Origin of the sequence: Roseinatronobacter sp. S2 (genome assembly GCF_029581395.1) — a bacterium.
GTDB lineage: Bacteria > Pseudomonadota > Alphaproteobacteria > Rhodobacterales > Rhodobacteraceae > Roseinatronobacter.
Map to the genome: position 1 here is coordinate 1,823,431 of NZ_CP121113.1, position 19,766 is coordinate 1,843,196.

The following is a 19,766-nucleotide window of genomic DNA, read 5'->3' on the forward strand; positions in this document are numbered from 1 at the left end:
TGATGCTGTTGAAATCCGGCGGAGCAAGCGGATGGACATGCCGTGATCGATACAAATATGAGATGTGGAACAAGTAAACATGACTTCGCCTGAAGAGACGACAGAACAATATTCCGGTGTCGTCAAATGGTTTGACCCCAGCAAAGGGTTCGGGTTTATCGTGGCCGCCGGTGCAGGGTCGGATATTTTGTTGCATGCGAATGCGCTGCGCAATTTCGGACTGAATTCTGTGTGTGATGGTGCGCGCATTACCATCAATGCGCAGAAGACGGCACGCGGCCTTCAGACGGTTGAGGTGCTGGAAGTGCTGCCGCCCGAAGGCGAGGAAGGTGCGGCCGTTGATGATACTGATGCGGCGGCCTCTGGTGTGGATATGTCCATCCCGCTGGAGCCTGCGCGCGTCAAGTGGTTTGACAAGGTCAAGGGGTTCGGGTTCGCCAATGTATTTGGCAAGCCCGAAGATGTATTTGTCCATATGGAAACCCTGCGCCGCGCCGGTTTGGCCGAATTGCAGCCGGGCGAAGCGCTGGCGATACGCGTGTCCGAAGGGGAGCGTGGGCGTATGGCCGTGTCGATCGAACCGTGGGAAGCGAGCATGCCGCATCTGCGTCAAGGCACTGATATTGCAGGTGGTGCCTGATGTTTCGCCGCGTTGTCGCGATTGCATTGTTTTCAATGGCAGTGCTGGCCGCAGGCGGGCCGCTTCAGGCGGCATGCAGTGCGGAACGTGTCGACTTGCGCGGCGATTGGGGGCAGGCGCGCTTCAGCATAGAGGTGGCCGATACCGAAGCGCTGCGCGCAAAGGGGCTGATGAATCGCGAACACCTGCCAAGATCTGCGGGCATGCTGTTCATATTCGAGGCACCGACCAGCCCGTCGTTTTGGATGCGCAACACCTTGATTCCACTGGACATGATTTTTGTCGATCCGACGGGCGCTGTGACACATGTGCATCACAACGCCATCCCGCATGACACAACGCCGATTCCCGGTGGGGATAATGTTTTGATGGTGCTGGAAATCAACGGTGGATTGGCGCGTTCAATGGGCATCGATGTCGGGTCAGAGCTGCGCCACCCGCGTCTTGATGACGCTATTGCGCTCTGGCCTTGTGATCCATAACGCTATGCGATGCGGTTTCTTCTGCCAAAGGCAAGATTGCCTCTTTTCTTGGGCGGGCAACCTCGTTACATAGCCCTCAGTCGGGGCGTGGCGCAGCTTGGTAGCGCGACGGTTTTGGGTACCGTAGGTCGTAGGTTCGAATCCTATCGCCCCGACCATTCATTCAAATACTGGTATTTTGTGCTGTAATATAGCTTGCCGGTATCAGGCCGCGCAAAGCGTTTCCAACCCATAGGCGCACATGTGGCAGATCGCTTGCCAACAAGGGTTCTTCGGGACAATCAAGTGACGCACGTAAGACACCGGGCAGCAAGCCGGACGTTAGCGGCGGTGTGCGCAGCCCTGCACCACGGTCAAAGAAGACAGTGGTGATGGTTCCATCGCATACCTCATTGCGTTCATTCAGAAAAATCAGTTCATCCAGATCACTGCGAAGGGTTGCGCGCGCATTGTCATATATTGCGCGACGAGTTGATTTGATGCGCAGCCATGGGTCTGATGAATTCAGGCGTTCTTGTGCCAGACCTATGCGCCAAAGTTTGGCAGCAGGGGGCAGGGCGTGTGATTCTATCTTGACTGTGCGATGCGCATCCAGTGTCAGGCGCAATCTGGCGGGGTGGCCGGGGCCGTGTATCACCGGTTGCGGGCACGACCACCCCAGCACGCGCGCGCCCGCTTGCAGCCTTGCCAGATGCAGTGGCCAGTTGCGCGTGGCGTGCCCGTCCCAATACATGGTTTCAATCAGTTTCAGTCCGGGTTGATCAGCGCCTGCATATAGCGTGCTTTCCACAACGCTTCCTCCCATTCGCCGGTGGCGGTGCTGTCTTGAACCACGCCGCCGCCCACATTTGCCAGTATCTGATCGTCTGGCGACATGCGCAAGGTCCGGATGCCCACGGACCAGCATTGATCCCCCGATGGTGCGGCCCAGCCGATCGCCCCGCAATAGACGCCGCGCGGATGGGGTTCGAGTTCTGCGATGATCTGCATGGCGCGGATTTTCGGCGCCCCCGTGATGGAACCGCAGGGAAACAATGCCGCCATCAGGCCCGGCAGGTCGGCCCCGTCGCGCAAGCGCCCCTGAATCCGGCTGCTCATCTGGTGGACGGTGGCGAAACTGTCGATGGCAAAAAGTTCCGGCACATGGACAGACCCGACCTCGGAAATGCGGGCAATGTCATTGCGCAACAGATCGACGATCATCAGGTTTTCGGCCTGTGATTTCTCGCTGTCCAGCAACTCCTGCAACAAGGCCGCATCGCGCACGGGGTCGGGGCTGCGCGGTGCGGTTCCTTTCATGGGTCGGCTTTCGATGATGCCACCTGTCACATGAAAGAACAATTCCGGGCTGCGCGAGATGATGGCAGGCCCTGTTCCGACATCAATAAAGGCCCCAAAGCCTACAGATTGACGGGCGCGCAACGCCCCATACAAGCCCAGCCTTGTGCCCGACACCAACGCGGTTGCAAGCGGAAAGGTCAGGTTGATCTGGTAGCAATCGCCCGCCGCGATATAGTCTTGCAGCCGTGCGAAGGCATGGTCATAGGCCGCGCGGTCCACCACAGGGCGCAAAGGGGCAAGCCGTGCCGCCGCCGCAGTTTCTGCGGCGTGTTGCAGAACCACGTCGGCAGATGCCGGTGCATCATAACAGCCCAGCACGACCAAAGGCGCACTACCATCAGCCTTGAGCGAGCTGTGCAACCGTTCCTCAAACACATGGCCGGCCTCATAGGCAAGATAGCCGGCAATCCATGCGCCCTCGCGGCGTGCGCGCTCTGCCCGGGCCAGCACGGGGCGCACATCTTGCGGTTGCCACGCGACCAGTATCTGGCTTGGCGTTTCAAAAAGCGCGGGTTGGCCTTCGGGGCCATGTTCTATCACGATCACGGGCGGGATGCCTTGTCTTGCAGATATTCGGTGTTTTGCAGGTATCTGGGTCTTGCGGTCATTTCGGGTCGCGGCAGTCTACATCTGCGCCATATAATGCCGCACCGCCGTTTGCACATGCCGAAAACGGTCACCGCCAAGGTGTTTTCCGCCATACCAGCGTGTGACGACAATAATATGGTCGCGCAGCCCTTCACGTTCCAGCATCCGCAGGATTGTCATGCCAGCCCCCGCTTCGCCATCATCACTTTTCAACGGACCATCCGCGCAGATCAGGCCCCAGCTGTTATGCGTGGCCTTTGCGAATTTCCGGTCCTGTTTCAGCAAGGCCACAAATTTGCGTGCCGCGTCACTGTCGCGGCAGGGACCACCGGACACGGCGTATTTCGACCCGCGATCAGTGACGATATTGTTCAGAATGCGCATGTGCGCTGGATAGGTGCTAAAGCCATTGGGGGCAAGTTATATGCGGTGCCCGCGCCCCGCTGCAACCAGCGGATGCCCGCGACAATTGGTCTGGATCTGCGAGCATCCCTTGTGTTTGAACACTGCGTGCTTATCATCAGATCCAAGCCGCCATGTCAGGAAGATGAAATGCCAAAACTTGTCAAACTCTACATACAGCAGGTGGCGATAGGGTTTGGCCTGTCTGCGGTATTCACCGCGATCCTGATCTATTTCAACATCGGCAATCTGCAACGTCTGGTGTTTGGATCAAGCGACGGGTTGCTGGGTTTGTTCCTGATTTTCTTTTTCAACGGTCTGGTTTTTGCCGGCGCGCAGTTTGCGATTCGCATAATGCGCATGGGGTTTGAAGATGATGATGATGACGACCATCATGGCGGTGACGGCGTGCATCACAGCGATATGGTGCGGATCAGAATTTCGGAAAAATCGTAAGGTGGCAGGCCCGCAGCAACCGTGGTGGCGTGAATTTCCCGAGAGCCTGAGTGTTCAGGTGGGCACCAGATAACAAGGCCAGGACCATGTCAGAGCCAGCTCCCTCGGAGATGCTTATCGGCCACTGGAAAAGGGCTACACACGAGAAGAGCAGCACCTGCCACCCATGAAGATAAGCAGCACTTCGGTGCAGTTCAAGGCATAGTTCGGTTTGAAAGATTTTTCATCGCGTGGCGCAGGTTCCAGCGACGCGGTAACGTAACGCCAGCGGCGTTCGGTGCAGCCCCGCGCGGTGTAAAATAGCCCCGCGTTTTCGCAATGCCCTGTAGGATTGTTATGTCAGATGGGCGCGCATGGATGGCAATTCGCGGCGGCCTGCGGCCTTGATTCCGCGCCGGGGCTGCCCGCAAAACGCCGCCCCCCCCACACAACCCGGATGCGTCAACCTGATCGCATCATGCCCTAGCTGACACCAATGCCCATTTTCATCAGGGCGTGGCGAACGGGGGATGTCGAATACATCATGTCCAGCATTCTGGCGCGCATATCCCGCATCGGTTGCGCCGCGATCATGGACGCGCGGTTCAGCATGCCCACGCCAGCGACACGCAGTGCAACATCAGGGTAGCGCCTGCGGTGATAGGCGCGCAGCATTTCAGCAGATCCCAAATTGTCGGGCGTGGCCAAGTCGACAAGTGCTGTCAGGTCCGCCAGTGACATGTTCAGCCCCTGCGCGCCGATTGGGGGCACCACATGGGCCGCTTCTGCCATCAATGCTGTGCGTTCCCCGTTGAAGCGCTCGGCGATCTGGCTGATGATCGGCCAGACTGTTCTGCGTGTTGCCAGTCGCAACTCCCCCAACACCCCGCAAGAGCGTATGTTCATCTCTGCCTCGAATTCTGCATCGGGCAGGGCGGCAAGGCGGGCAACTTCTGGTCCGGTTTCCATCCAGACGATGGCAGAGCAGGGTTTGCCATCGCGGTCGGGCAGCGGCACAAGGGTAAATGGCCCGCCAGAACGGTGGATTTCGGTGGAAACATTGTCATGGGGCATGGGGTGGGTCACCGCGAAGGCAAGGGCCTTTTGCCCGAAACGGGTTGTGCGCACCCCGATCCCAAGTGCGGCGCGCATGGGTGAATTGCGACCGTCCGCCGCGACCAACAGCCGCGCCGATACAGAAGTTCCATCACTCAGCCCTATCAATGCCGCAGTTTCACGCGTGAGCAGGGATTTGGTCCCGACACCCGGCCGAAAGGTGACATTCGGCAACTCCTCCAGCCGTGCAACGCATTCGCGCCGCAACAGCCAGTTGGGCAGGTTCCAGCCAAAGGGTTGGTCAGAAATATCGGCTGCGTTGAAATCATGGCTGACACGCGGCTCATGGGTGTCGCCGCCCGCATCGACGATGCGCATCACCTGCAAGGGTGTGGCATGGGCGGCGAACCTGTGCCAAAGCCCCGCCGTTTCCAGTATCTTGACCGATGGCTGCAAAAACGCCGTTGTGCGCAAATCTGAACTGGGGTCTGCTTCGGCCATGACGGGTGGCGTGGGGTCAACGCACAGCACGCTGTAGCCCTGCGATCCGAATGCTGCTGCCGCGGTTAGACCCGCAATTCCCCCGCCCGAAACCACAATATCAACTGTTTCACGCATATCTTACCCTTTATCAAGCTTGGGTCAGACATTAGCGCTATGGCGGGCAGGTGCAATGCGGCCAAAGGCAGCATCCGGCAATAAATCAGTTGCGTCGCCCCGTGTCACCCGAACACGATGAAGCACAGCAGTGCCAGCATGCCCAGTGCCGCAGGCACCATGACCAGCACCAACCCCGGAAGCCCCATGGTCACAATCGCTGTCACCAGTGTGGCAATCACAAACAGGATGCCTGCCCAGATGCCCCAAGGTTCGTTCTTCAGGAATGTCGGGGTATTGGCTGGCTGAGTGGCTGTCATGGTCATTTTCATAATCTCCGGTATTTGATTATGAGGGATATAGTTTTTCCGCCGCCGCAAAGCTGCGTGACATGATGCCGCGCTACTTGCCCAGAAGCGTCAGGAACGCTGTCAGGTCATCCGTATGGTGATCAATGAACGGAGAGGCATGGCTTTGCGGTGCGACATGCACTGTGCGCATGCCCATCTCGAACGGGGCCGCAAGATTGCGGGGGTCATCTTCGAACATTGCGGCGGTGCTAACGTCAATCCCGTCTTGCGCAAATACATGCTCGAACGCGGCGCGTTCAGGCTTTGGCCTGTAATTGGCATTCTCGACCCCGTAGACCGCATCAAAAATGCCCGACAGGCCGCGCGCGTCCAGCACCTTATTGGCATAGTCGCGGGACCCGTTGGTATAGACGATCTTGCGCCCTTGCAGGCCTGCGATCCGGTCGCGCAGGTTCGGGTCCGGTGCGATCACTGAAAAATCGATGTCATGAACGTTGTGCAGATAAGGGTCAGGTTCAATGCCATGGCACTGCATCAGTCCGGCAAGCGTCGTGCCATAGGTTGCCCAATAGTGCTGACGCAACCGGTTCGCGCTGGCATGATCTACCTTCAGTTCCTGCATCATGAAGGTGGTCATGCGTTGCTCGATCTGGTCGAACAGGCGAATTTCGGGGGGATACAGCGTGTTGTCCAGATCAAAGACCCAGCCACGGATATGGGAGAAGGAATCAGATACCATTGCGGCCCCTTTGCCTTGCCCCTTGCACCACTGTCGGGATTGGAGCGGGTGAAGGGAATCGAACCCTCGTATTCAGCTTGGGAAGCTGCTGCTCTACCATTGAGCTACACCCGCATTGGCGCCTCATTAGCCTGCGACGCCGGACCCGTCAAGCGGGGCTTAGAACGGAATTTCGTCATCCATGTCGGACGGGCCTGCCGGTGCGGAACTGCCCGCGCTGCCATAGCTGGCCCCATAGCCCTGATCGCGGTCCTGCCCGCCGCCGCTGCCCCCTGCGGATCCGCCGCCGCCACCACCTTCGCCGCGCCCGTCCAGCATGGTCAGTGTGCTGCCCATGCCTGCAACCACCACATCTGTGGAATAGCGGTCCTGACCGCTTTGGTCTTGCCATTTGCGGGTTTGCAGCGTGCCCTCGACATAGATTTTCGAGCCCTTGCGCAAATACTGCTCGGCCACACGGACCAGCCCTTCGCCCCGCAGCACGACATTGTGCCATTCAGTGCGCTCTCGCTGTTCACCAGAGGCCCGGTCGCGCCAGCGTTCGGATGTTGCAATGCGAAGGTTGCAGATCTTGCCGCCATCAGGGAATGTGCGCACTTCAGGATCGCGCCCCAGATTGCCAATCAAAATTACCTTGTTCACCGATCCAGCCATATAAGCCCCCTGCGTGTCATCTAGAATCTGCGTTTGGTTTAGGGGCTGTTTTCTATCATTGGCCGCGCGGCGTAAAGCAAGGAATGCAGCGCCAGGCGGATAGCTGGGTAAAATTCGCGGATTTTGGCGGGTCTGATGTGTATTTTGCCTATAGTTCTGTTTGCTGATTTGCGGTAATAAGCTTCGCTATGCGCTTAGTCATTCTACTATCCGGCCTTGCGATGATCTTCACATCTACCCCGTCCGATGTGTTCGGGCAGGGGCTTAGCCTGTCGCGCGGCGGTGACGGGGCAGGGCGGTCCGATGTGGTATCGCGCGCATCGCGTGTCATCGACGGGCGTTTGTCTGAACAATATTCCGCTTCTGTGCGGTTGTTGCCGAATGCGCGTGACAAGGCGCAGGACGAACCTGCCATTCCGCGCTATTCCGGCCCCGAAATGGGTGCGTTCGCCGAACTGGCCCGCGGTGCCGCGCGCAGGCACAGAATTCCCGAAGATCTGTTCTTGCGTCTGGTGCATCAGGAAAGCCGCTGGAATGCCGCTGCGGTGTCGCATAAAGGCGCGATCGGGTTGGCACAGTTGATGCCTGGAACGGCACAGATGCTGCGTGTCGATCCGCATGACCCGCAGCAAAATCTGGATGGTGGTGCGCGCTATCTGCGCATGATGTATGACAAATTTGGCGATTGGCGACTGGCGCTTGCGGCATATAACGCAGGCCCCGGCGCGGTAGAAGCGCATGGTGGCATTCCCCCGTTTGCGGAAACCCAGCATTATGTCCGGGTGATTCTGGGCGCGGGGTAAGCTGCGGGTTGTGTCCGCCGGTTCGACAACGCAGACTGGCAGGGAAAACCGACCAAGGGAAACCCTGCAATGACCACTCCCGCACTTGATACAGATTTCGTTCGTGACATGTTTCCGGCGTTTGCGCAGCCCGCGCTGGATGGCCAGCGCTTCTTTGAAAACGCGGGCGGGTCTTATACCTGCAAGCCGGTGATCGACCGGCTGTTTCGCTATTATCATGAACGCAAGGTTCAGCCCTATGGCGCTTATGCCGCGTCGCAGGCCGCCGGGGCCGAGATGGACGAGGCGCGCACCCGTCTGGCCGCAATGATGGGCGTGGAGAGTGACGAGCTGAGCTTCGGCCCCTCGACCAGTGCCAATACCTATGTGCTGGCGCAGGCCTTTGGCGAAATGCTGTCGCCGGGTGATGCGATTGTCGTGACCAATCAGGACCATGAAGCGAATTCAGGCCCTTGGCGACGGCTGGAGGCGCGCGGGATCACCGTGCGCGAATGGCAGATCGACCCCGCCAGCGGCCATCTGGACGCAGACGCACTTTGGCACTTGATAGATGACAAGGTGCGGCTTGTATGTTTCCCGCATTGCTCGAATGTTGTGGGTGAAATCAATCCGGTTGCGCAAATCTGTGACGGGTTGCGGCGCGCGGGTATCTGGTCTTGCGTGGACGGGGTGTCTTATGCGCCGCATGGCCTGCCGGATGTGGGGGCGTTGGGGGCAGATATCTATCTGTTTTCTGCCTATAAAACCTATGGGCCGCATCAGGGCCTGATGGTGGTGCGCCGTGATCTGGGTGGGCAATTGCCCAATCAGGCGCATTATTTCAATGCCGATGTGCTTTACAAACGTTTCACACCTGCGGGACCTGATCATGCGCAAATTGCGGCCTGTGCAGGTATGGCAGATTATTTTGATGCGCTGCATGCCCATCATTTCAAGCAAAGCGCGGGACTGGATGACGCCGCACGCATGGCGCAGGTGCATGACCTGATGCGCGCGCATGAAACGCGCGTGCTGCAACCCTTGCTGGACTATGTAAAGGGTCGCAATGACTTGCGCCTGATCGGGCCTGAACAGGCGGCTGGCCGCGCGCCCACGGTCGCGCTGGAACATGCCCGTCCGGGCCTTGAACTGGCCAAGGCCCTTGCCGCGAAGGGGATCATGGCGGGGGGAGGCAGCTTTTATGCCGACCGTGCATTGCAGGGGTTGGGCATCGAACCGGCACATGGTGTGCTGCGGCTGTCATTTGTGCATTATACGACACCCGATGATCTTGACGCGTTAATTCTGGCGCTAGATCAGGTTTTGTGAAAGCGCGCCGGTAAGAACGCCGCCGTGTGGGGATATGAGTATTTTTAGCAAGATGAAGCTTGAGGCAACGTGACACAGACTTCCCCTGTTATATGGTGGGTTCGGCGGGATTTGCGTCTGGCTGACAATCCCGCGCTACATGCGGCTGTGTCATCGGGGCGGCCTGTGATTGCTGTTTTTGTTTGCGATGGCCTTGTGGAAACCTTGGGCGCGGCACCCCGATGGCGCCTTGGGCTGGGGTTGGAGGAATTTGCCAGAAATCTGGAACGTATCGGCGCGCGGCTGATATTGCGCAAAGGGGATGCGGTTGAGGTGCTGCGTGATCTGGTCAGGCAGACAGGCGCATCAGCGGTTTGGTGGGGGCGGCAATATGACCCTGACCAGATTGAGCGCGACAGGAAGGTCAAGGCGGCCTTGTGCGACATGGGCTGCGACGCCAAGAGCCATTCGGGCCATTTGCTGTTTGAACCGTGGCAGGTGCAGACGGGGCAGGGCAAGTTCTATCAGGTCTATTCGCCATTCTGGCGCGCGGTAAAGGATATGGATGTCGCAGCATCACTGCCTGCGCCCAAACAGATACAAGCGCCGGAGCATTGGCCTGACAGCGATAATCTGGCGGATTGGGGCCTTGGGGCTGGGATGAATCGCGGGGCGGACGTGGTGCGGGCGCATTTGCATATCGGCGAGGATGCAGCGCAGGCGCGGCTTGCGCGGTTCATGGATTGCAACGTCGCACAGTATAAGGACCAGCGTGACTTTCTGGATCGGGATGTATGCTCTGGCCTGTCGGAAAACCTGACTTATGGCGAAATCAGCCCGGTTGCAATGTGGCATGCAGGCCAGCACGCATTGGATGCAGGCAAACCGGGGGCCGAGCATTTCCTGAAAGAGCTGGTCTGGCGCGAATTTGCCTATCATCTGATCTATCACACACCGCATATCACGAAGCAAAACTGGCGCGAGGGTTGGGACGGCTTCGGGTGGCAGGACACAAACAGCGCTGTGTTGCGCTGGAAACAGGGCCGCACTGGCATTGATGTTGTGGATGCGGCCATGCGCGAGATGTATGTCACTGGGCGCATGCACAACCGTGCGCGCATGCTGGTGGCATCCTATCTTACAAAACACATGCTGGTGCATTGGCGTGTCGGACAGGACTGGTTCGCGCACTGCCTTGTGGATTGGGACCCGGCCGCAAATGCCATGGGCTGGCAATGGGTGGCGGGGTCCGGCCCGGATGCCGCACCCTATTTTCGCATTTTCAACCCTGATACGCAGGCGCAGAAATTCGACCCGAAGGCCCGATACCGCAGGGCCTGGCTTGCCGAACTTAGCAATGCGCCGCCTGACACGGCACTGTCATTCTTCGATGCCTGCCCGCGCGCATGGGGGCTGAGTGCACAGGACAAGCGGCCAGGTCCAGTGGTCGATCTGGCACAAGGGCGCAAGCGGGCACTGGATGCCTATGAAAAAAATAAAAAATCTTGAACATGCGACAGGGACAAGGACCATATTGCCAATGCGTGACGACACAATATTATGTGACACCATGATGCCACAGGTTCTGACAACACTTGATAATCAGGAAAACCTGCCGCGTTTTTTTGGCGCGGCGCATGCGATGGCCATGCGCCTGAACAAGGGGCGGCTGGATGTCACGTTGCCGGACGGGCGTATTTTCCGGTTTCAGGGGCAACAGGCGGGCCATGTTGCCGCAATAACAGTTCATGATCCCGACCTGTTTGCGCGCCTTGTGCGTGAAGGCGATATCGGGTTTTCCGAAAGCTACATGGAAGGCGGCTGGAGCACGCCTGACCTGCAAGCGTTCATGGACCTGATCAATGATGACAACCCGTCGCTGTATGACGAGGTGTTGCCGATGAAACTGGTGCGCGCGGTGGAACGGCTGCGCCATTGGATGCGTGCAAATTCCAGGACACAGGCGCGCAAGAACATCGCCTATCACTATGATTTGGGGAATGATTTCTACAAGCTGTGGCTGGATGACAGCATGACCTATTCTTCGGCGCTATTCGAGACAGGACAGGAAAGTCTGGAAGCCGCGCAAGAGGCAAAATATGCCGCGATGGTTGACAGAATGGGCGTCAGGGCCGGTGATAGTGTTCTGGAAATCGGCTGCGGCTGGGGCGGGTTTGCGGAATACGCCGCCGTCAGGCGTGGACTTAGGGTCACGGGGTTGACGATTTCGCAGGCACAGCACGATTATGCCGTGGCGCGTATCGCAGCCGCAGGTGTTCAGGACCGTGTCGAGATCCGGCTGCAAGATTACCGCGACACGCGCGGCCAGTATGACGGTATCGCGTCCATCGAGATGTTCGAGGCGGTGGGCGAAGCCTATTGGCCAACCTATTTCAAATCCGTGCGTGACCTGCTTAAACCTAGCGCAAATGCGGTAGTTCAGATCATCATGGTGCCGGATGAGCGGTTTAAGAGTTACCGAAATCATGTTGATTTCATTCAGAAATATATTTTTCCGGGTGGAATGTTGGGCGCGCCCGGACCTGTGCGGCGGGTGGCCGAGGCCAGCGGGCTGGTCTATAGCGATACCCATGATTTCGGGCAAAGCTATTCAGAAACCCTGCGGCGCTGGCATCAGACCTTTACGGAAAAATGGCCCGAAATTTCGGCACTTGGGTATGACACGCGTTTTCGGCGGATGTGGGAATTTTACCTGACATCCTGCGCAGGTGCGTTTCGATCAGGCAGTTGCGACGTTACACAGCTGGTATTGCAACGACCGACCGAAAGCTAAGCCCCAATGCCAGACCTGCGGTTGTTAAGCTGTCAAACACCCCGTAGTAAGAACTGGTTGTATAGCGGATGACAGTATGCCGACATTAACCAGATTGGCCGCGGCCATTTTCTTTGCAGCGCTCGCATTTTATGCGGGCGAAAGCTACAAAGTTCTTTATGAACACCCGCCGCGCCGCGATGATGGCAGTTTGTATCTGGCAGGCATAGCAGCGTTTGTTGGCTGGCGTTTCGTGGGCAGGAATATCGACGCCAATTTCGTGCAATCCGTATTTCATACGTTGCAAGGTGTTATTCTGACTGTATTTTTGGCCCTGACGCTGTTTGGCAGTTATCATGTATTCTGGCGCGGGTATCGCATGCAGTATTCCAATCTGGAAGACGCATTTCTTGGCTTCGTAGGTGTATTTGTGGATCATCTTGTGCGGATGACGGATCTGGATTTCATGCTGATGCTGGGCGGCATGATCGTCGGTACCGGAATTGCCCTGACGCTGATTTATCGCTGGGCAGAAGCGCGGCGGTTTGACCGATGAGCACAGATGTGTTCCTGTTCGGCACGTTGCGCCACGACGGGCTAAGGGCTGCGGTCTTGGGGACGCATGTTCCGGCACGTCCGGCCACCGCGCCGGAATTCTTACGGTTCAATGTATCAGGATACCCTGTGCTGGCACGCGCCGCGACTGAACAGGTCGATGGGGTTCTTGTGACGCTGGATGCTGCCGCCCTTGCCAGACTTGATTTCTATGAGGCGCTTTTTGATTATCGCCGCGAAGTCATCACAGTGCTGTCTGATGGTGCGTCGGTTCAGGTGCAGGTGTATGGTCCTGAAGTTGCGCCGCAGGGTCTGGCGCAGCCTTGGTCATTTTCTGATTGGTGCGCTGGCCAGGCCGATGCGGCTGTAATCGCCACGAGAGAGCTGTTCGCGCTTGGCGCAATCTATGCGCCAGAGGCGCTGAAAACCCGCTATCCCATGCTGCTTGCGCATGCGGCATCGCAGATGCGCGCGGGTCAGTCGTCGCAGCCCGCAACCCTGCGCGGGGATTGGGATCGTGGCGATGTGGTGTCGCGCCAGCGGATGCAACCCTATGCTTATTTCTTCGGGGTTCAGGTTGATGATCTGAGTTTTCGTCGTTTTGACGGCAGCGAAAGCGAGGTCGTCCGGCGGGCCGCTTTCGTCATGAGTGACGCTGTCACCTTGCTGCCCTATGACCCGAAGCTTGATCTTGTGCTGGTGATAGAGCAGTTCCGCTATGGCCCCTATGTTCGGGGCGATGTGAATTGCTGGTCGCTGGAACCCATTGCCGGGCGCATTGATCCAGGCGAAACCCCCGAAGAATGTGCGCTGCGCGAAACACAGGAAGAAGCGCAGCTTCACCTGATGAAAAATGCGCTTGTTCCGGTGGGTGCGTCCTATCCGTCACCGGGCGCGATATCGGAATATCTGTATTCCTATGTCGCGTTATGTGATCTGTCGCGCGCGAATGAAGGGGTTTCCGGTCTGGACACCGAGGCCGAGAATATTCGCAGCCATGTCATACCGTTTGACCTGCTGATTGCGCTGATTGGCAGCGGTGAAGTGCAAAATGGGCCATTGATTCAAACCGCATACTGGCTGGCCCTGAATAAGGCGCGGCTTCAAAGGGGCTGATGGGGACGGTGAGGCCATGGACAAAGCCAGTACCATCAGCAGGCCGCGGGACGGCCCCCCGATGGTGCGGGCCACCTGCGGCCTTTGCTCCGCACCCTGGGACTTTCCCGATGTCTGCAAAAGGCCGGCTGCGCCCCCCTGACTGGCCTAGCCCTGTGCCTTGCGCCACGCGTCCCAGTCTTCGGGTGTGTCCAGATCGGTAAGTGCGCGCTGGCCTGTCAGCGGGTGCAGATGCGGGGGATGGGCGCGCAGTATTTCGCGCGCGCCCTGATCCCCCTGAAGCGCCTGCATCGCCGCAAATAAAGCCTTTGGCAGTATTACGGGATGGCCCGGCACATGATCGGCACTTGCCGCGCGCAGGCAGTGATCGGGGTGTTTTGCCTGCGCATTGATCAGCGCGCGAAAATCTGCGGCAGTAACATCGGGCATGTCGGGCAGGGCGATCATCAACGCGCTGGACTGTGTATCGCGTGCCCAACCAGCCGCGGCCCGCAGGCTGGCGGCCATACCTTCATCTGCGTCGGGTATGCGCAAGATTGTTAGCGGCAAATCAGCAATCACAGCCAGCCGTTCTGCCGCTGACGGGCGCAGGGTCACGGTAACATCCGGACTTGCGTGCAACGCTTGCATCGCCACATGGCGCAACAAGGCCATGCCGCCCACCTGTTCCAGTAACTTGTCCCCGCCGCGCATGCGCCGTGCCAGCCCCGCCGCAGGCAGCACTATGGCGCAGGCGGGGCGCATCAGCGTTCCGGTATCAGGCCACGGGGCGCGAAGCGCAGCATCAACAGCAACGCCACCCCCATGGTCAGAAGCCGCATATAGGCGGCGGATGACAACAGGTGTTGCTTCAGGTCAGACCCGTCCGCCATGCCAGATGTCACAAGTTCCATAAACCAACGCCCCGCCGGTTCCACCTGAACCCACAAAAACCAGATCACGAACGCGCCCAGCACGGCCCCCCAGTTATTGCCGGACCCGCCGACAATCACCATCACCCAGATCAGAAAGGTGAAGCGCAGCGGCTCGTAGCTGCCGGGCGTTAGCTGGCCATCCATAGACACCATCATCGCCCCCGCCAGCCCGCACACCGCAGACCCCAGAACAAAAATATGCAGGTGGCGTCTGGTTACATTCTTGCCCATCGCGCGGGCGGAAATCTCGTTGTCGCGGATGGCGCGCATCATCCGGCCCCAAGGGGAATTCAGCGCGCGTTCCGCAAGCCAGATCAGCAGGCCAAGAACAATCAGAAACAGGCCTGCATACCCTAAGCCCGACACCACAGAGGCCGTTTGCGACAGGCTCCAGCCCAAGGTGTCGGCAAGCGATTGCACCCATGGCAAGGGCTGCAAATCGACGGGGCGTGCAACAGGCCGGTCAATGCCGGTCACGTTATTGACGCCGCGCGCCAGCCAGCGTTCATGTTTCAGAACGGCGATGACAATTTCGGATATACCCAAAGTGGCAATGGCCAGATAGTCGGACCGCAACCCCAGACTGATCTTGCCCACCACCCATGCAACCCCTGCCGCGAATACTGCGCCCACAGGCCATGCCAGAATGACTGGCATGTTCAGCCCACCCAGATACCCTTCTGATGCGGGGTTGACCGCTTGCACCGCACTTTTTGCGGGGCCGAATACATAGCTGGTCAGCAAATAGCCCACCGCCAGAACAGCAATCAGTGCAGCTCCGCGCAGTTTGCCGGGGGTCATGGCCTTGTAAACGGCAACAGCGGCCAGAATGGTGGCAACGCCCAGCATCAACCCCAGCATTACGCCAAGCCCGCCCGCGGCCCATGCTTCCGGCACAGGGGGTTGCGCAATCAGCACCACAGCCAGCCCGCCCACGGCGGTAAAGCCCATGACACCCACATTGAACAGGCCCGCATATCCCCACTGCATGTTCACGCCCAAGGCCATGATGGCGGAAATCAGGCTCATGTTCAGAATGGTGATCGCCAGCTGGGGGCTTTGGAACATGCCGACCATTGCCAGAACGGCCCCCATCAGCGCAAACAGACCCAGATCGCGCGCAGTCAGGTTCATAGCACTTTCCCCTTGAAAATACCTGTCGGGCGGAACAGCAGCACAATCACCAGAATTGCGAAGGTGACCGCAAATTTATAATCCACCGGCAACAGTTGCATCATGGATGTCGGCTCCAGCCCTTCGGGCATCAGATAGGTGAACACGCGCCGCCATGCATAGGTGACGCCCATTTCGGCAAAAGCCACGATATACGCACCCACGATTGCGCCCACGGGTGACCCAAGCCCCCCCAGAATGGCCGCCGCAAACATCGGCAACAGCAACTGGAAATAGTTGAACGGGCGGAAGCCCTTGTCCAACCCGTAAAGCGTGCCCGCAGTCACCAGCAGCATGCCGGTGATCGCCCAAGTGATGATAACCACGCGTTCGGGGTTAATGCCCGACAACAACGCCAGATCCTCGTTGTCGGAATAGGCGCGCATGGATTTCCCCGAACGTGTGCGGTTCAGAAACCAGAACAGCACCACCATCACAATCAGCGCGGTGACAATGGTTATGGCCTGCGAACTGCGCAGCGCCATACCTTCGGCCAAGCCTGTAAATTCGCGGAAGTCCCTGACCGAAAACAGGAACCTTTCGCCATCTTCAAAACGCGTTTCGCTAACGCCCATGAACAGGCGGGTAATGCCGTTGGTGACAAACATGACCCCAAGCGATGCCATCACAAAGATCATGGGCTTGGCCTTGACGCGGCGGTAGTAGCGGTAAACCAGCCGGTCCGTGATCAGCAGATAGCCGATCAGCACCACCATCCCGAAAGGCAGGGCCAGAAGCGCGGTTGGCAGGGGGTGAATGCTGACGCCAAGTGCTTGTAGAAAAAACGTCCCCCCGATAACCGCTGCCGTTCCCAGCGCCATTGTGTCGCCATGGGCGAAATGGGCGAAACGCAGGATCGAATAGATCAGCGTGATCCCCAGCGCGCCAAGCGCCAGCTGGCTGCCATAGGCAAGGGCAGGGATCAGCATGAAGTTTGTCACGCTTACAAGCGCGTTTAGCGGTTCCATCCTGATCAGCCCCCCAAAAAGCTTTTGCGCACATCCGGATCGGCCAGAAGCGCGCGGCCGGTATCGGTGTAGCGGTTTGCGCCCTGCACCATGACATAGCCTTTATCTGCTATTTCAAGGGCTTGGCGTGCGTTCTGTTCCACCATCAGGATGGATATGCCCGTGCGTGCAATCTCGATAATCCGGTCGAATAATTCATCCATCACAATCGGGCTGACACCTGCGGTCGGTTCATCCAGCATCAGAACCGAAGGTCTGGTCATAAGCGCGCGCCCCACAGCAACCTGCTGGCGCTGCCCGCCGGACAATTCGCCCGCTGCCTGCCTGCGCTTGTCGCGCAGAATGGGAAACAGCTCATACACCTGTTCCATCGTTTCATGAAAATCGTCACGGCGGATAAACGCGCCCATTTCCAGATTTTCCTCCACGCTCATGGATGGGAAAATGTTACTTGTCTGCGGAACAAACCCCATACCCTTGAGGACACGCGCCTGCGGGGCCAGTCCGGTTATATCCTCGTCATTCAGGCGCACGGACCCTTTGCGCAGTTTCAGCATGCCGAACACGGCCTTCATGGCGGTGGATTTGCCTGCACCATTGGGGCCGACAATCACGGCAATCTGGCCTTTATCCACCGCAATAGTGCAGTCATGCAGAATATCCGCGCCGCCATATCCGCCGGTCATGGCTTCGCCTATCAGAACGGGCTTATCCATGGCGCGCACCTTTTGCGTTGTTCATCTTGCCCCAAATACTCATGCTGTCGGCGCGCAACCACATCACAACGCGCCCTCCTCGGCTTTGACCTTGTTTTTCAGGCCGGTGCCCAGATAGGCCTCTATGACCTGTTCATTCGATTTGATCTCGTCCAGCGTGCCTTGGGCCAGAACCTTGCCTTCGGCCATGCAGATCACCGGATCACAGATGCGGCCAATGAATTCCATGTCATGTTCAATCACAACAAAGGTATAGCCCTGTTCCTTGTTCAGGCGCACAATCGCATCGGCAATGGTGTTCAGCAGGGTGCGGTTCACGCCTGCGCCCACTTCGTCCAGAAACACGATGCGCGCATCGGTCATCATGGTGCGGCCCAGTTCCAGCAGCTTTTTCTGGCCGCCCGAAATCTGCCCCGCTTTTTCATCGGCGATATGATCGATGGTCAGGAATTCCAGCACTTCATCGGCGCGCGCACGGATGCGGCGTTCTTCTTCGCGCACGCGGGCACCATGGAACCACGCCGACCACAGGTTTTCACCCGATTGCGCGGGGGGGACCATCATCAGGTTTTCGCGCACACTCATGGAATGGAATTCATGCGCAATCTGGAAGGTCCGCAGCAGGCCCTTGGCAAACAGCGCATGCGGGGGCAGGCCGGTGATGTCATCGCCTTCCATCAGCACGCGGCCGGATGTGGGGGGCAGCACGCCCGCGATGACATTGAAAAGCGTTGTCTTGCCCGCACCGTTGGGGCCGATCAACCCGGTGATCGATCCCTTTTCAATTTCCAGCGATGCGCCGTCAACGGCATGGAACCCGCCGAAATGCTTGTGCAGGTTCTCGACCCTGATCATGGCCATATGTGTTACTCCCTGTCCGCCACACCTGTTTTCCGCCACACCTGTTTTCCGCCGCACCTGTTTTCCGGTGGTATCGGAAAACGGCCCGAGGGGTTTCCTCGGGCCGTTGGATCCTGTCGGATCCTTTTCGTGGTTAGTGGAACTGAACCGTGACGAACTCGCCGCCTTCGACGACATATTCACGGTAGAATCCAGCGGCTTCGCCCGGGCCTACAAGCTCGACATTGGTGGCGCCGATATAGTTGATTTCGCCACCATCAGCCAGAATTTGCAGACCGCGTGCCAGATCACCCGGCAGGATTTCCTCGCCCGGGGCGTTGGCCACGTTCAGGATGTTTGCGGCAATCCCTTCGGGTGTCGCTTCGCCCGCAGCCTGTGCGGCCAGTGCCAGAAGGGCTGCTGCGTCATAGCTTTCGCGGGTGAAGCTTGATTCCGAGTTGATACCAGCCGCCTGAGCAAGCGCACTGAACGCTTCGGTTCCATCACCTGCGGCCCAGGGGATCGTGCCGATCGTGCCTTCCAGCGCTTCGCCGACAGATGCGATCAGTTCATCCCCGAACATCCCGTCGCCCATGGCGAACTGATCAAATGCACCCAATTCATACGCTGTGCGCAGCACCGAACCGCCGCCATCGGTATAGCCCAGAATGACCAGTGCATCGCCGCCGGCTGCTGCCAATGTGCCAACCTCTGCCGAGTAGTCGCCACGGCCATCTTCATGCGGGACGCGTGCGGTCACAGTGCCCCCTAATGCCTCGAACGAGGATACGAACGCATCCGCAAACCCTGCGCCATAATCGACATTCACATAAGACACGGCCACATTGTCGATGCCGCGTTCCATCAGCACACTGGCCATTACTTCACCCTGACGCGCATCAGAAGGCGATGTGCGGTAGAACAGGCCATTCGATTCGGTTGTGGTAAATGCGGGCGAGGTGGCCGAGGGCGAGATCATCGGCACACCGGCGGACATGGCCACGTTCTGCAAGACAGCCATGGTAACGCCCGAGCAATCCGCGCCCATGATCGCGACCACGCCATCAGAGGAAATCATACGTTCTGCCGCGGCCTGAGCGGCGGAGGAGTCAACGCATGTCGAATCAGCGCGCACAGGCGTGATGGTGGAACCGCCAAGGAACAGCCCGCTTTCGCTGATTTCACTCCATGCCAGTTCTGCACTGTCGGCCATGTAAGGTGTGACAGATTCAATCGGGCCAGTGAAGCCAAGCAGCACGCCCATCTTGATTTCATCCGCGAATGCAGTGCCTGCCGAGAAGGCCAGCGCGGTGCTTGCAAGAAGCAGCTTTTTCATAAGGTATCTCCCATAGGGTTTTGTTATCATTTCTGTCCTG

Annotated in this window: 22 protein-coding genes and 2 tRNA genes; 10 read left to right on the plus strand and 14 right to left on the minus strand. The window is 58.5% G+C overall.

Features of this window, described 5'->3' with window-relative positions; translation table 11 throughout:
- The first annotated feature begins 79 nt into the window (after positions 1-79).
- The 3 genes from P8S53_RS08655 (at position 80) to P8S53_RS08665 (ending at position 1,280) form a co-directional block, all read left to right on the plus strand.
- A complete protein-coding gene (locus P8S53_RS08655; RefSeq protein WP_277803566.1) occupies positions 80-640 on the plus strand; it encodes a cold-shock protein in 561 nt (186 codons plus the stop codon).
- On the plus strand, positions 640-1,122 hold the full coding sequence (locus tag P8S53_RS08660; RefSeq protein WP_277803567.1) for a DUF192 domain-containing protein: 483 nt from the start codon (positions 640-642) through the stop codon (positions 1,120-1,122). The genes P8S53_RS08655 and P8S53_RS08660 overlap by 1 nt, the downstream gene beginning before the upstream one ends.
- Positions 1,123-1,203: 81 nt before the next feature.
- Positions 1,204-1,280, plus strand: a tRNA-Pro gene (locus P8S53_RS08665).
- Between the two features lie 5 nt (positions 1,281-1,285).
- On the opposite strand, the gene P8S53_RS08670 is transcribed toward P8S53_RS08665, so the two are convergent.
- The 3 genes from P8S53_RS08670 to P8S53_RS08680 form a co-directional block, all read right to left on the minus strand.
- Complete coding sequence (locus tag P8S53_RS08670) at positions 1,286-1,912, minus strand: aminotransferase class IV family protein (RefSeq protein WP_277803568.1); 627 nt, start codon at positions 1,910-1,912, stop codon at positions 1,286-1,288.
- The gene (locus P8S53_RS08675) at positions 1,870-3,009 is read right to left on the minus strand and encodes an aminodeoxychorismate synthase component I (RefSeq protein ID WP_277803569.1); all 1,140 of its coding nucleotides are present in this window, start codon (positions 3,007-3,009) and stop codon (positions 1,870-1,872) included. Before P8S53_RS08675 ends, P8S53_RS08670 begins: the two co-directional genes overlap by 43 nt.
- 78 nt (positions 3,010-3,087) lie before the next feature.
- Positions 3,088-3,435 (minus strand): YigZ family protein, encoded by a 348-nt coding sequence (locus P8S53_RS08680; RefSeq protein ID WP_277803570.1) that lies wholly within the window; start codon positions 3,433-3,435, stop codon positions 3,088-3,090.
- A gap of 168 nt (positions 3,436-3,603) precedes the next feature.
- On the opposite strand from P8S53_RS08680, the gene P8S53_RS08685 reads away from it, so the two are divergent.
- The gene (locus P8S53_RS08685) at positions 3,604-3,909 is read left to right on the plus strand and encodes a hypothetical protein (protein ID WP_277803571.1); all 306 of its coding nucleotides are present in this window, start codon (positions 3,604-3,606) and stop codon (positions 3,907-3,909) included.
- A gap of 462 nt (positions 3,910-4,371) precedes the next feature.
- Here P8S53_RS08685 and P8S53_RS08690 read toward each other — a convergent pair whose 3' ends face one another.
- The 5 genes from P8S53_RS08690 to ssb all read right to left on the minus strand — a co-directional run bounded on the left by P8S53_RS08690 (position 4,372) and on the right by ssb (position 7,245).
- Positions 4,372-5,562 (minus strand): UbiH/UbiF family hydroxylase, encoded by a 1,191-nt coding sequence (locus tag P8S53_RS08690; protein ID WP_277803572.1) that lies wholly within the window; start codon positions 5,560-5,562, stop codon positions 4,372-4,374.
- Positions 5,563-5,666: 104 nt separating this feature from the next.
- Positions 5,667-5,867: a hypothetical protein gene (locus P8S53_RS08695; RefSeq protein ID WP_277803573.1), complete on the minus strand. Its 201-nt coding sequence runs from the start codon at positions 5,865-5,867 to the stop codon at positions 5,667-5,669.
- Positions 5,868-5,943: 76 nt separating this feature from the next.
- Positions 5,944-6,591, minus strand: coding sequence for a pyrimidine 5'-nucleotidase (locus P8S53_RS08700; RefSeq protein WP_277803574.1), 648 nt, complete (start codon positions 6,589-6,591; stop codon positions 5,944-5,946).
- Positions 6,592-6,631: 40 nt separating this feature from the next.
- Positions 6,632-6,705 (minus strand) — tRNA-Gly (locus P8S53_RS08705).
- Positions 6,706-6,750: 45 nt separating this feature from the next.
- Entirely contained in the window at positions 6,751-7,245 is a 495-nt protein-coding gene (gene ssb, locus P8S53_RS08710) for a single-stranded DNA-binding protein (protein WP_277803575.1), read from the minus strand.
- Positions 7,246-7,433: 188 nt separating this feature from the next.
- Here ssb and P8S53_RS08715 point away from each other — a divergent pair, with 188 nt between their 5' ends.
- The 6 genes from P8S53_RS08715 (at position 7,434) to P8S53_RS08740 (ending at position 13,779) form a co-directional block, all read left to right on the plus strand.
- Positions 7,434-8,048, plus strand: coding sequence for a lytic transglycosylase domain-containing protein (locus tag P8S53_RS08715; protein WP_277803576.1), 615 nt, complete (start codon positions 7,434-7,436; stop codon positions 8,046-8,048).
- 69 nt (positions 8,049-8,117) lie between these two features.
- Entirely contained in the window at positions 8,118-9,356 is a 1,239-nt protein-coding gene (locus P8S53_RS08720) for an aminotransferase class V-fold PLP-dependent enzyme (RefSeq protein WP_277803577.1), read from the plus strand.
- Positions 9,357-9,425: 69 nt separating this feature from the next.
- Complete coding sequence (locus tag P8S53_RS08725; RefSeq protein ID WP_277803578.1) at positions 9,426-10,844, plus strand: deoxyribodipyrimidine photo-lyase; 1,419 nt, start codon at positions 9,426-9,428, stop codon at positions 10,842-10,844.
- 31 nt (positions 10,845-10,875) lie between these two features.
- A complete protein-coding gene (locus tag P8S53_RS08730; protein ID WP_277803579.1) occupies positions 10,876-12,129 on the plus strand; it encodes a cyclopropane-fatty-acyl-phospholipid synthase family protein in 1,254 nt (417 codons plus the stop codon).
- 76 nt (positions 12,130-12,205) lie between these two features.
- Positions 12,206-12,664, plus strand: coding sequence for a TrgA family protein (locus P8S53_RS08735; protein ID WP_277803580.1), 459 nt, complete (start codon positions 12,206-12,208; stop codon positions 12,662-12,664).
- Entirely contained in the window at positions 12,661-13,779 is a 1,119-nt protein-coding gene (locus P8S53_RS08740; protein ID WP_277803581.1) for a gamma-glutamylcyclotransferase, read from the plus strand. The genes P8S53_RS08735 and P8S53_RS08740 overlap by 4 nt, the downstream gene beginning before the upstream one ends.
- A 147-nt stretch (positions 13,780-13,926) precedes the next feature.
- Here P8S53_RS08740 and P8S53_RS08745 read toward each other — a convergent pair whose 3' ends face one another.
- From P8S53_RS08745 to P8S53_RS08770, 6 genes are all read right to left on the minus strand, one after another.
- Complete coding sequence (locus P8S53_RS08745) at positions 13,927-14,523, minus strand: nucleotidyltransferase family protein (RefSeq protein ID WP_277803582.1); 597 nt, start codon at positions 14,521-14,523, stop codon at positions 13,927-13,929.
- Entirely contained in the window at positions 14,523-15,827 is a 1,305-nt protein-coding gene (locus tag P8S53_RS08750) for a branched-chain amino acid ABC transporter permease (protein WP_277803583.1), read from the minus strand. The genes P8S53_RS08745 and P8S53_RS08750 overlap by 1 nt, the downstream gene beginning before the upstream one ends.
- A complete protein-coding gene (locus P8S53_RS08755) occupies positions 15,824-16,834 on the minus strand; it encodes a branched-chain amino acid ABC transporter permease (protein ID WP_277803584.1) in 1,011 nt (336 codons plus the stop codon). Before P8S53_RS08755 ends, P8S53_RS08750 begins: the two co-directional genes overlap by 4 nt.
- 5 nt (positions 16,835-16,839) lie before the next feature.
- A complete protein-coding gene (locus P8S53_RS08760; protein WP_277803585.1) occupies positions 16,840-17,550 on the minus strand; it encodes an ABC transporter ATP-binding protein in 711 nt (236 codons plus the stop codon).
- A gap of 63 nt (positions 17,551-17,613) precedes the next feature.
- Positions 17,614-18,405 (minus strand): ABC transporter ATP-binding protein, encoded by a 792-nt coding sequence (locus P8S53_RS08765; RefSeq protein ID WP_277806696.1) that lies wholly within the window; start codon positions 18,403-18,405, stop codon positions 17,614-17,616.
- Between the two features lie 139 nt (positions 18,406-18,544).
- A complete protein-coding gene (locus P8S53_RS08770) occupies positions 18,545-19,726 on the minus strand; it encodes an ABC transporter substrate-binding protein (RefSeq protein WP_277803586.1) in 1,182 nt (393 codons plus the stop codon).
- Positions 19,727-19,766 lie beyond the last annotated feature (40 nt).

What these genes read in the sequence shown, in the direction of transcription:
- P8S53_RS08655 (WP_277803566.1), top strand. Translation starts at nt 80, where the DNA reads ATGACTTCGCCTGAAGAGACGACAGAACAATATTCCGGTGTCGTCAAA.
- P8S53_RS08660 (WP_277803567.1), top strand. Translation starts at nt 640, where the DNA reads ATGTTTCGCCGCGTTGTCGCGATTGCATTGTTTTCAATGGCAGTGCTG.
- P8S53_RS08680 (WP_277803570.1), bottom strand. Translation starts at nt 3,435, where the DNA reads ATGCGCATTCTGAACAATATCGTCACTGATCGCGGGTCGAAATACGCC.
- P8S53_RS08685 (WP_277803571.1), top strand. Translation starts at nt 3,604, where the DNA reads ATGCCAAAACTTGTCAAACTCTACATACAGCAGGTGGCGATAGGGTTT.
- P8S53_RS08690 (WP_277803572.1), bottom strand. Translation starts at nt 5,562, where the DNA reads ATGCGTGAAACAGTTGATATTGTGGTTTCGGGCGGGGGAATTGCGGGT.
- P8S53_RS08695 (WP_277803573.1), bottom strand. Translation starts at nt 5,867, where the DNA reads ATGACCATGACAGCCACTCAGCCAGCCAATACCCCGACATTCCTGAAG.
- P8S53_RS08700 (WP_277803574.1), bottom strand. Translation starts at nt 6,591, where the DNA reads ATGGTATCTGATTCCTTCTCCCATATCCGTGGCTGGGTCTTTGATCTG.
- ssb (WP_277803575.1), bottom strand. Translation starts at nt 7,245, where the DNA reads ATGGCTGGATCGGTGAACAAGGTAATTTTGATTGGCAATCTGGGGCGC.
- P8S53_RS08715 (WP_277803576.1), top strand. Translation starts at nt 7,434, where the DNA reads ATGCGCTTAGTCATTCTACTATCCGGCCTTGCGATGATCTTCACATCT.
- P8S53_RS08720 (WP_277803577.1), top strand. Translation starts at nt 8,118, where the DNA reads ATGACCACTCCCGCACTTGATACAGATTTCGTTCGTGACATGTTTCCG.
- P8S53_RS08730 (WP_277803579.1), top strand. Translation starts at nt 10,876, where the DNA reads ATGCGTGACGACACAATATTATGTGACACCATGATGCCACAGGTTCTG.
- P8S53_RS08735 (WP_277803580.1), top strand. Translation starts at nt 12,206, where the DNA reads ATGCCGACATTAACCAGATTGGCCGCGGCCATTTTCTTTGCAGCGCTC.
- P8S53_RS08740 (WP_277803581.1), top strand. Translation starts at nt 12,661, where the DNA reads ATGAGCACAGATGTGTTCCTGTTCGGCACGTTGCGCCACGACGGGCTA.
- P8S53_RS08745 (WP_277803582.1), bottom strand. Translation starts at nt 14,523, where the DNA reads ATGCGCCCCGCCTGCGCCATAGTGCTGCCTGCGGCGGGGCTGGCACGG.
- P8S53_RS08750 (WP_277803583.1), bottom strand. Translation starts at nt 15,827, where the DNA reads ATGAACCTGACTGCGCGCGATCTGGGTCTGTTTGCGCTGATGGGGGCC.
- P8S53_RS08755 (WP_277803584.1), bottom strand. Translation starts at nt 16,834, where the DNA reads ATGGAACCGCTAAACGCGCTTGTAAGCGTGACAAACTTCATGCTGATC.
- P8S53_RS08760 (WP_277803585.1), bottom strand. Translation starts at nt 17,550, where the DNA reads ATGGATAAGCCCGTTCTGATAGGCGAAGCCATGACCGGCGGATATGGC.
- P8S53_RS08765 (WP_277806696.1), bottom strand. Translation starts at nt 18,405, where the DNA reads ATGATCAGGGTCGAGAACCTGCACAAGCATTTCGGCGGGTTCCATGCC.
- P8S53_RS08770 (WP_277803586.1), bottom strand. Translation starts at nt 19,726, where the DNA reads ATGAAAAAGCTGCTTCTTGCAAGCACCGCGCTGGCCTTCTCGGCAGGC.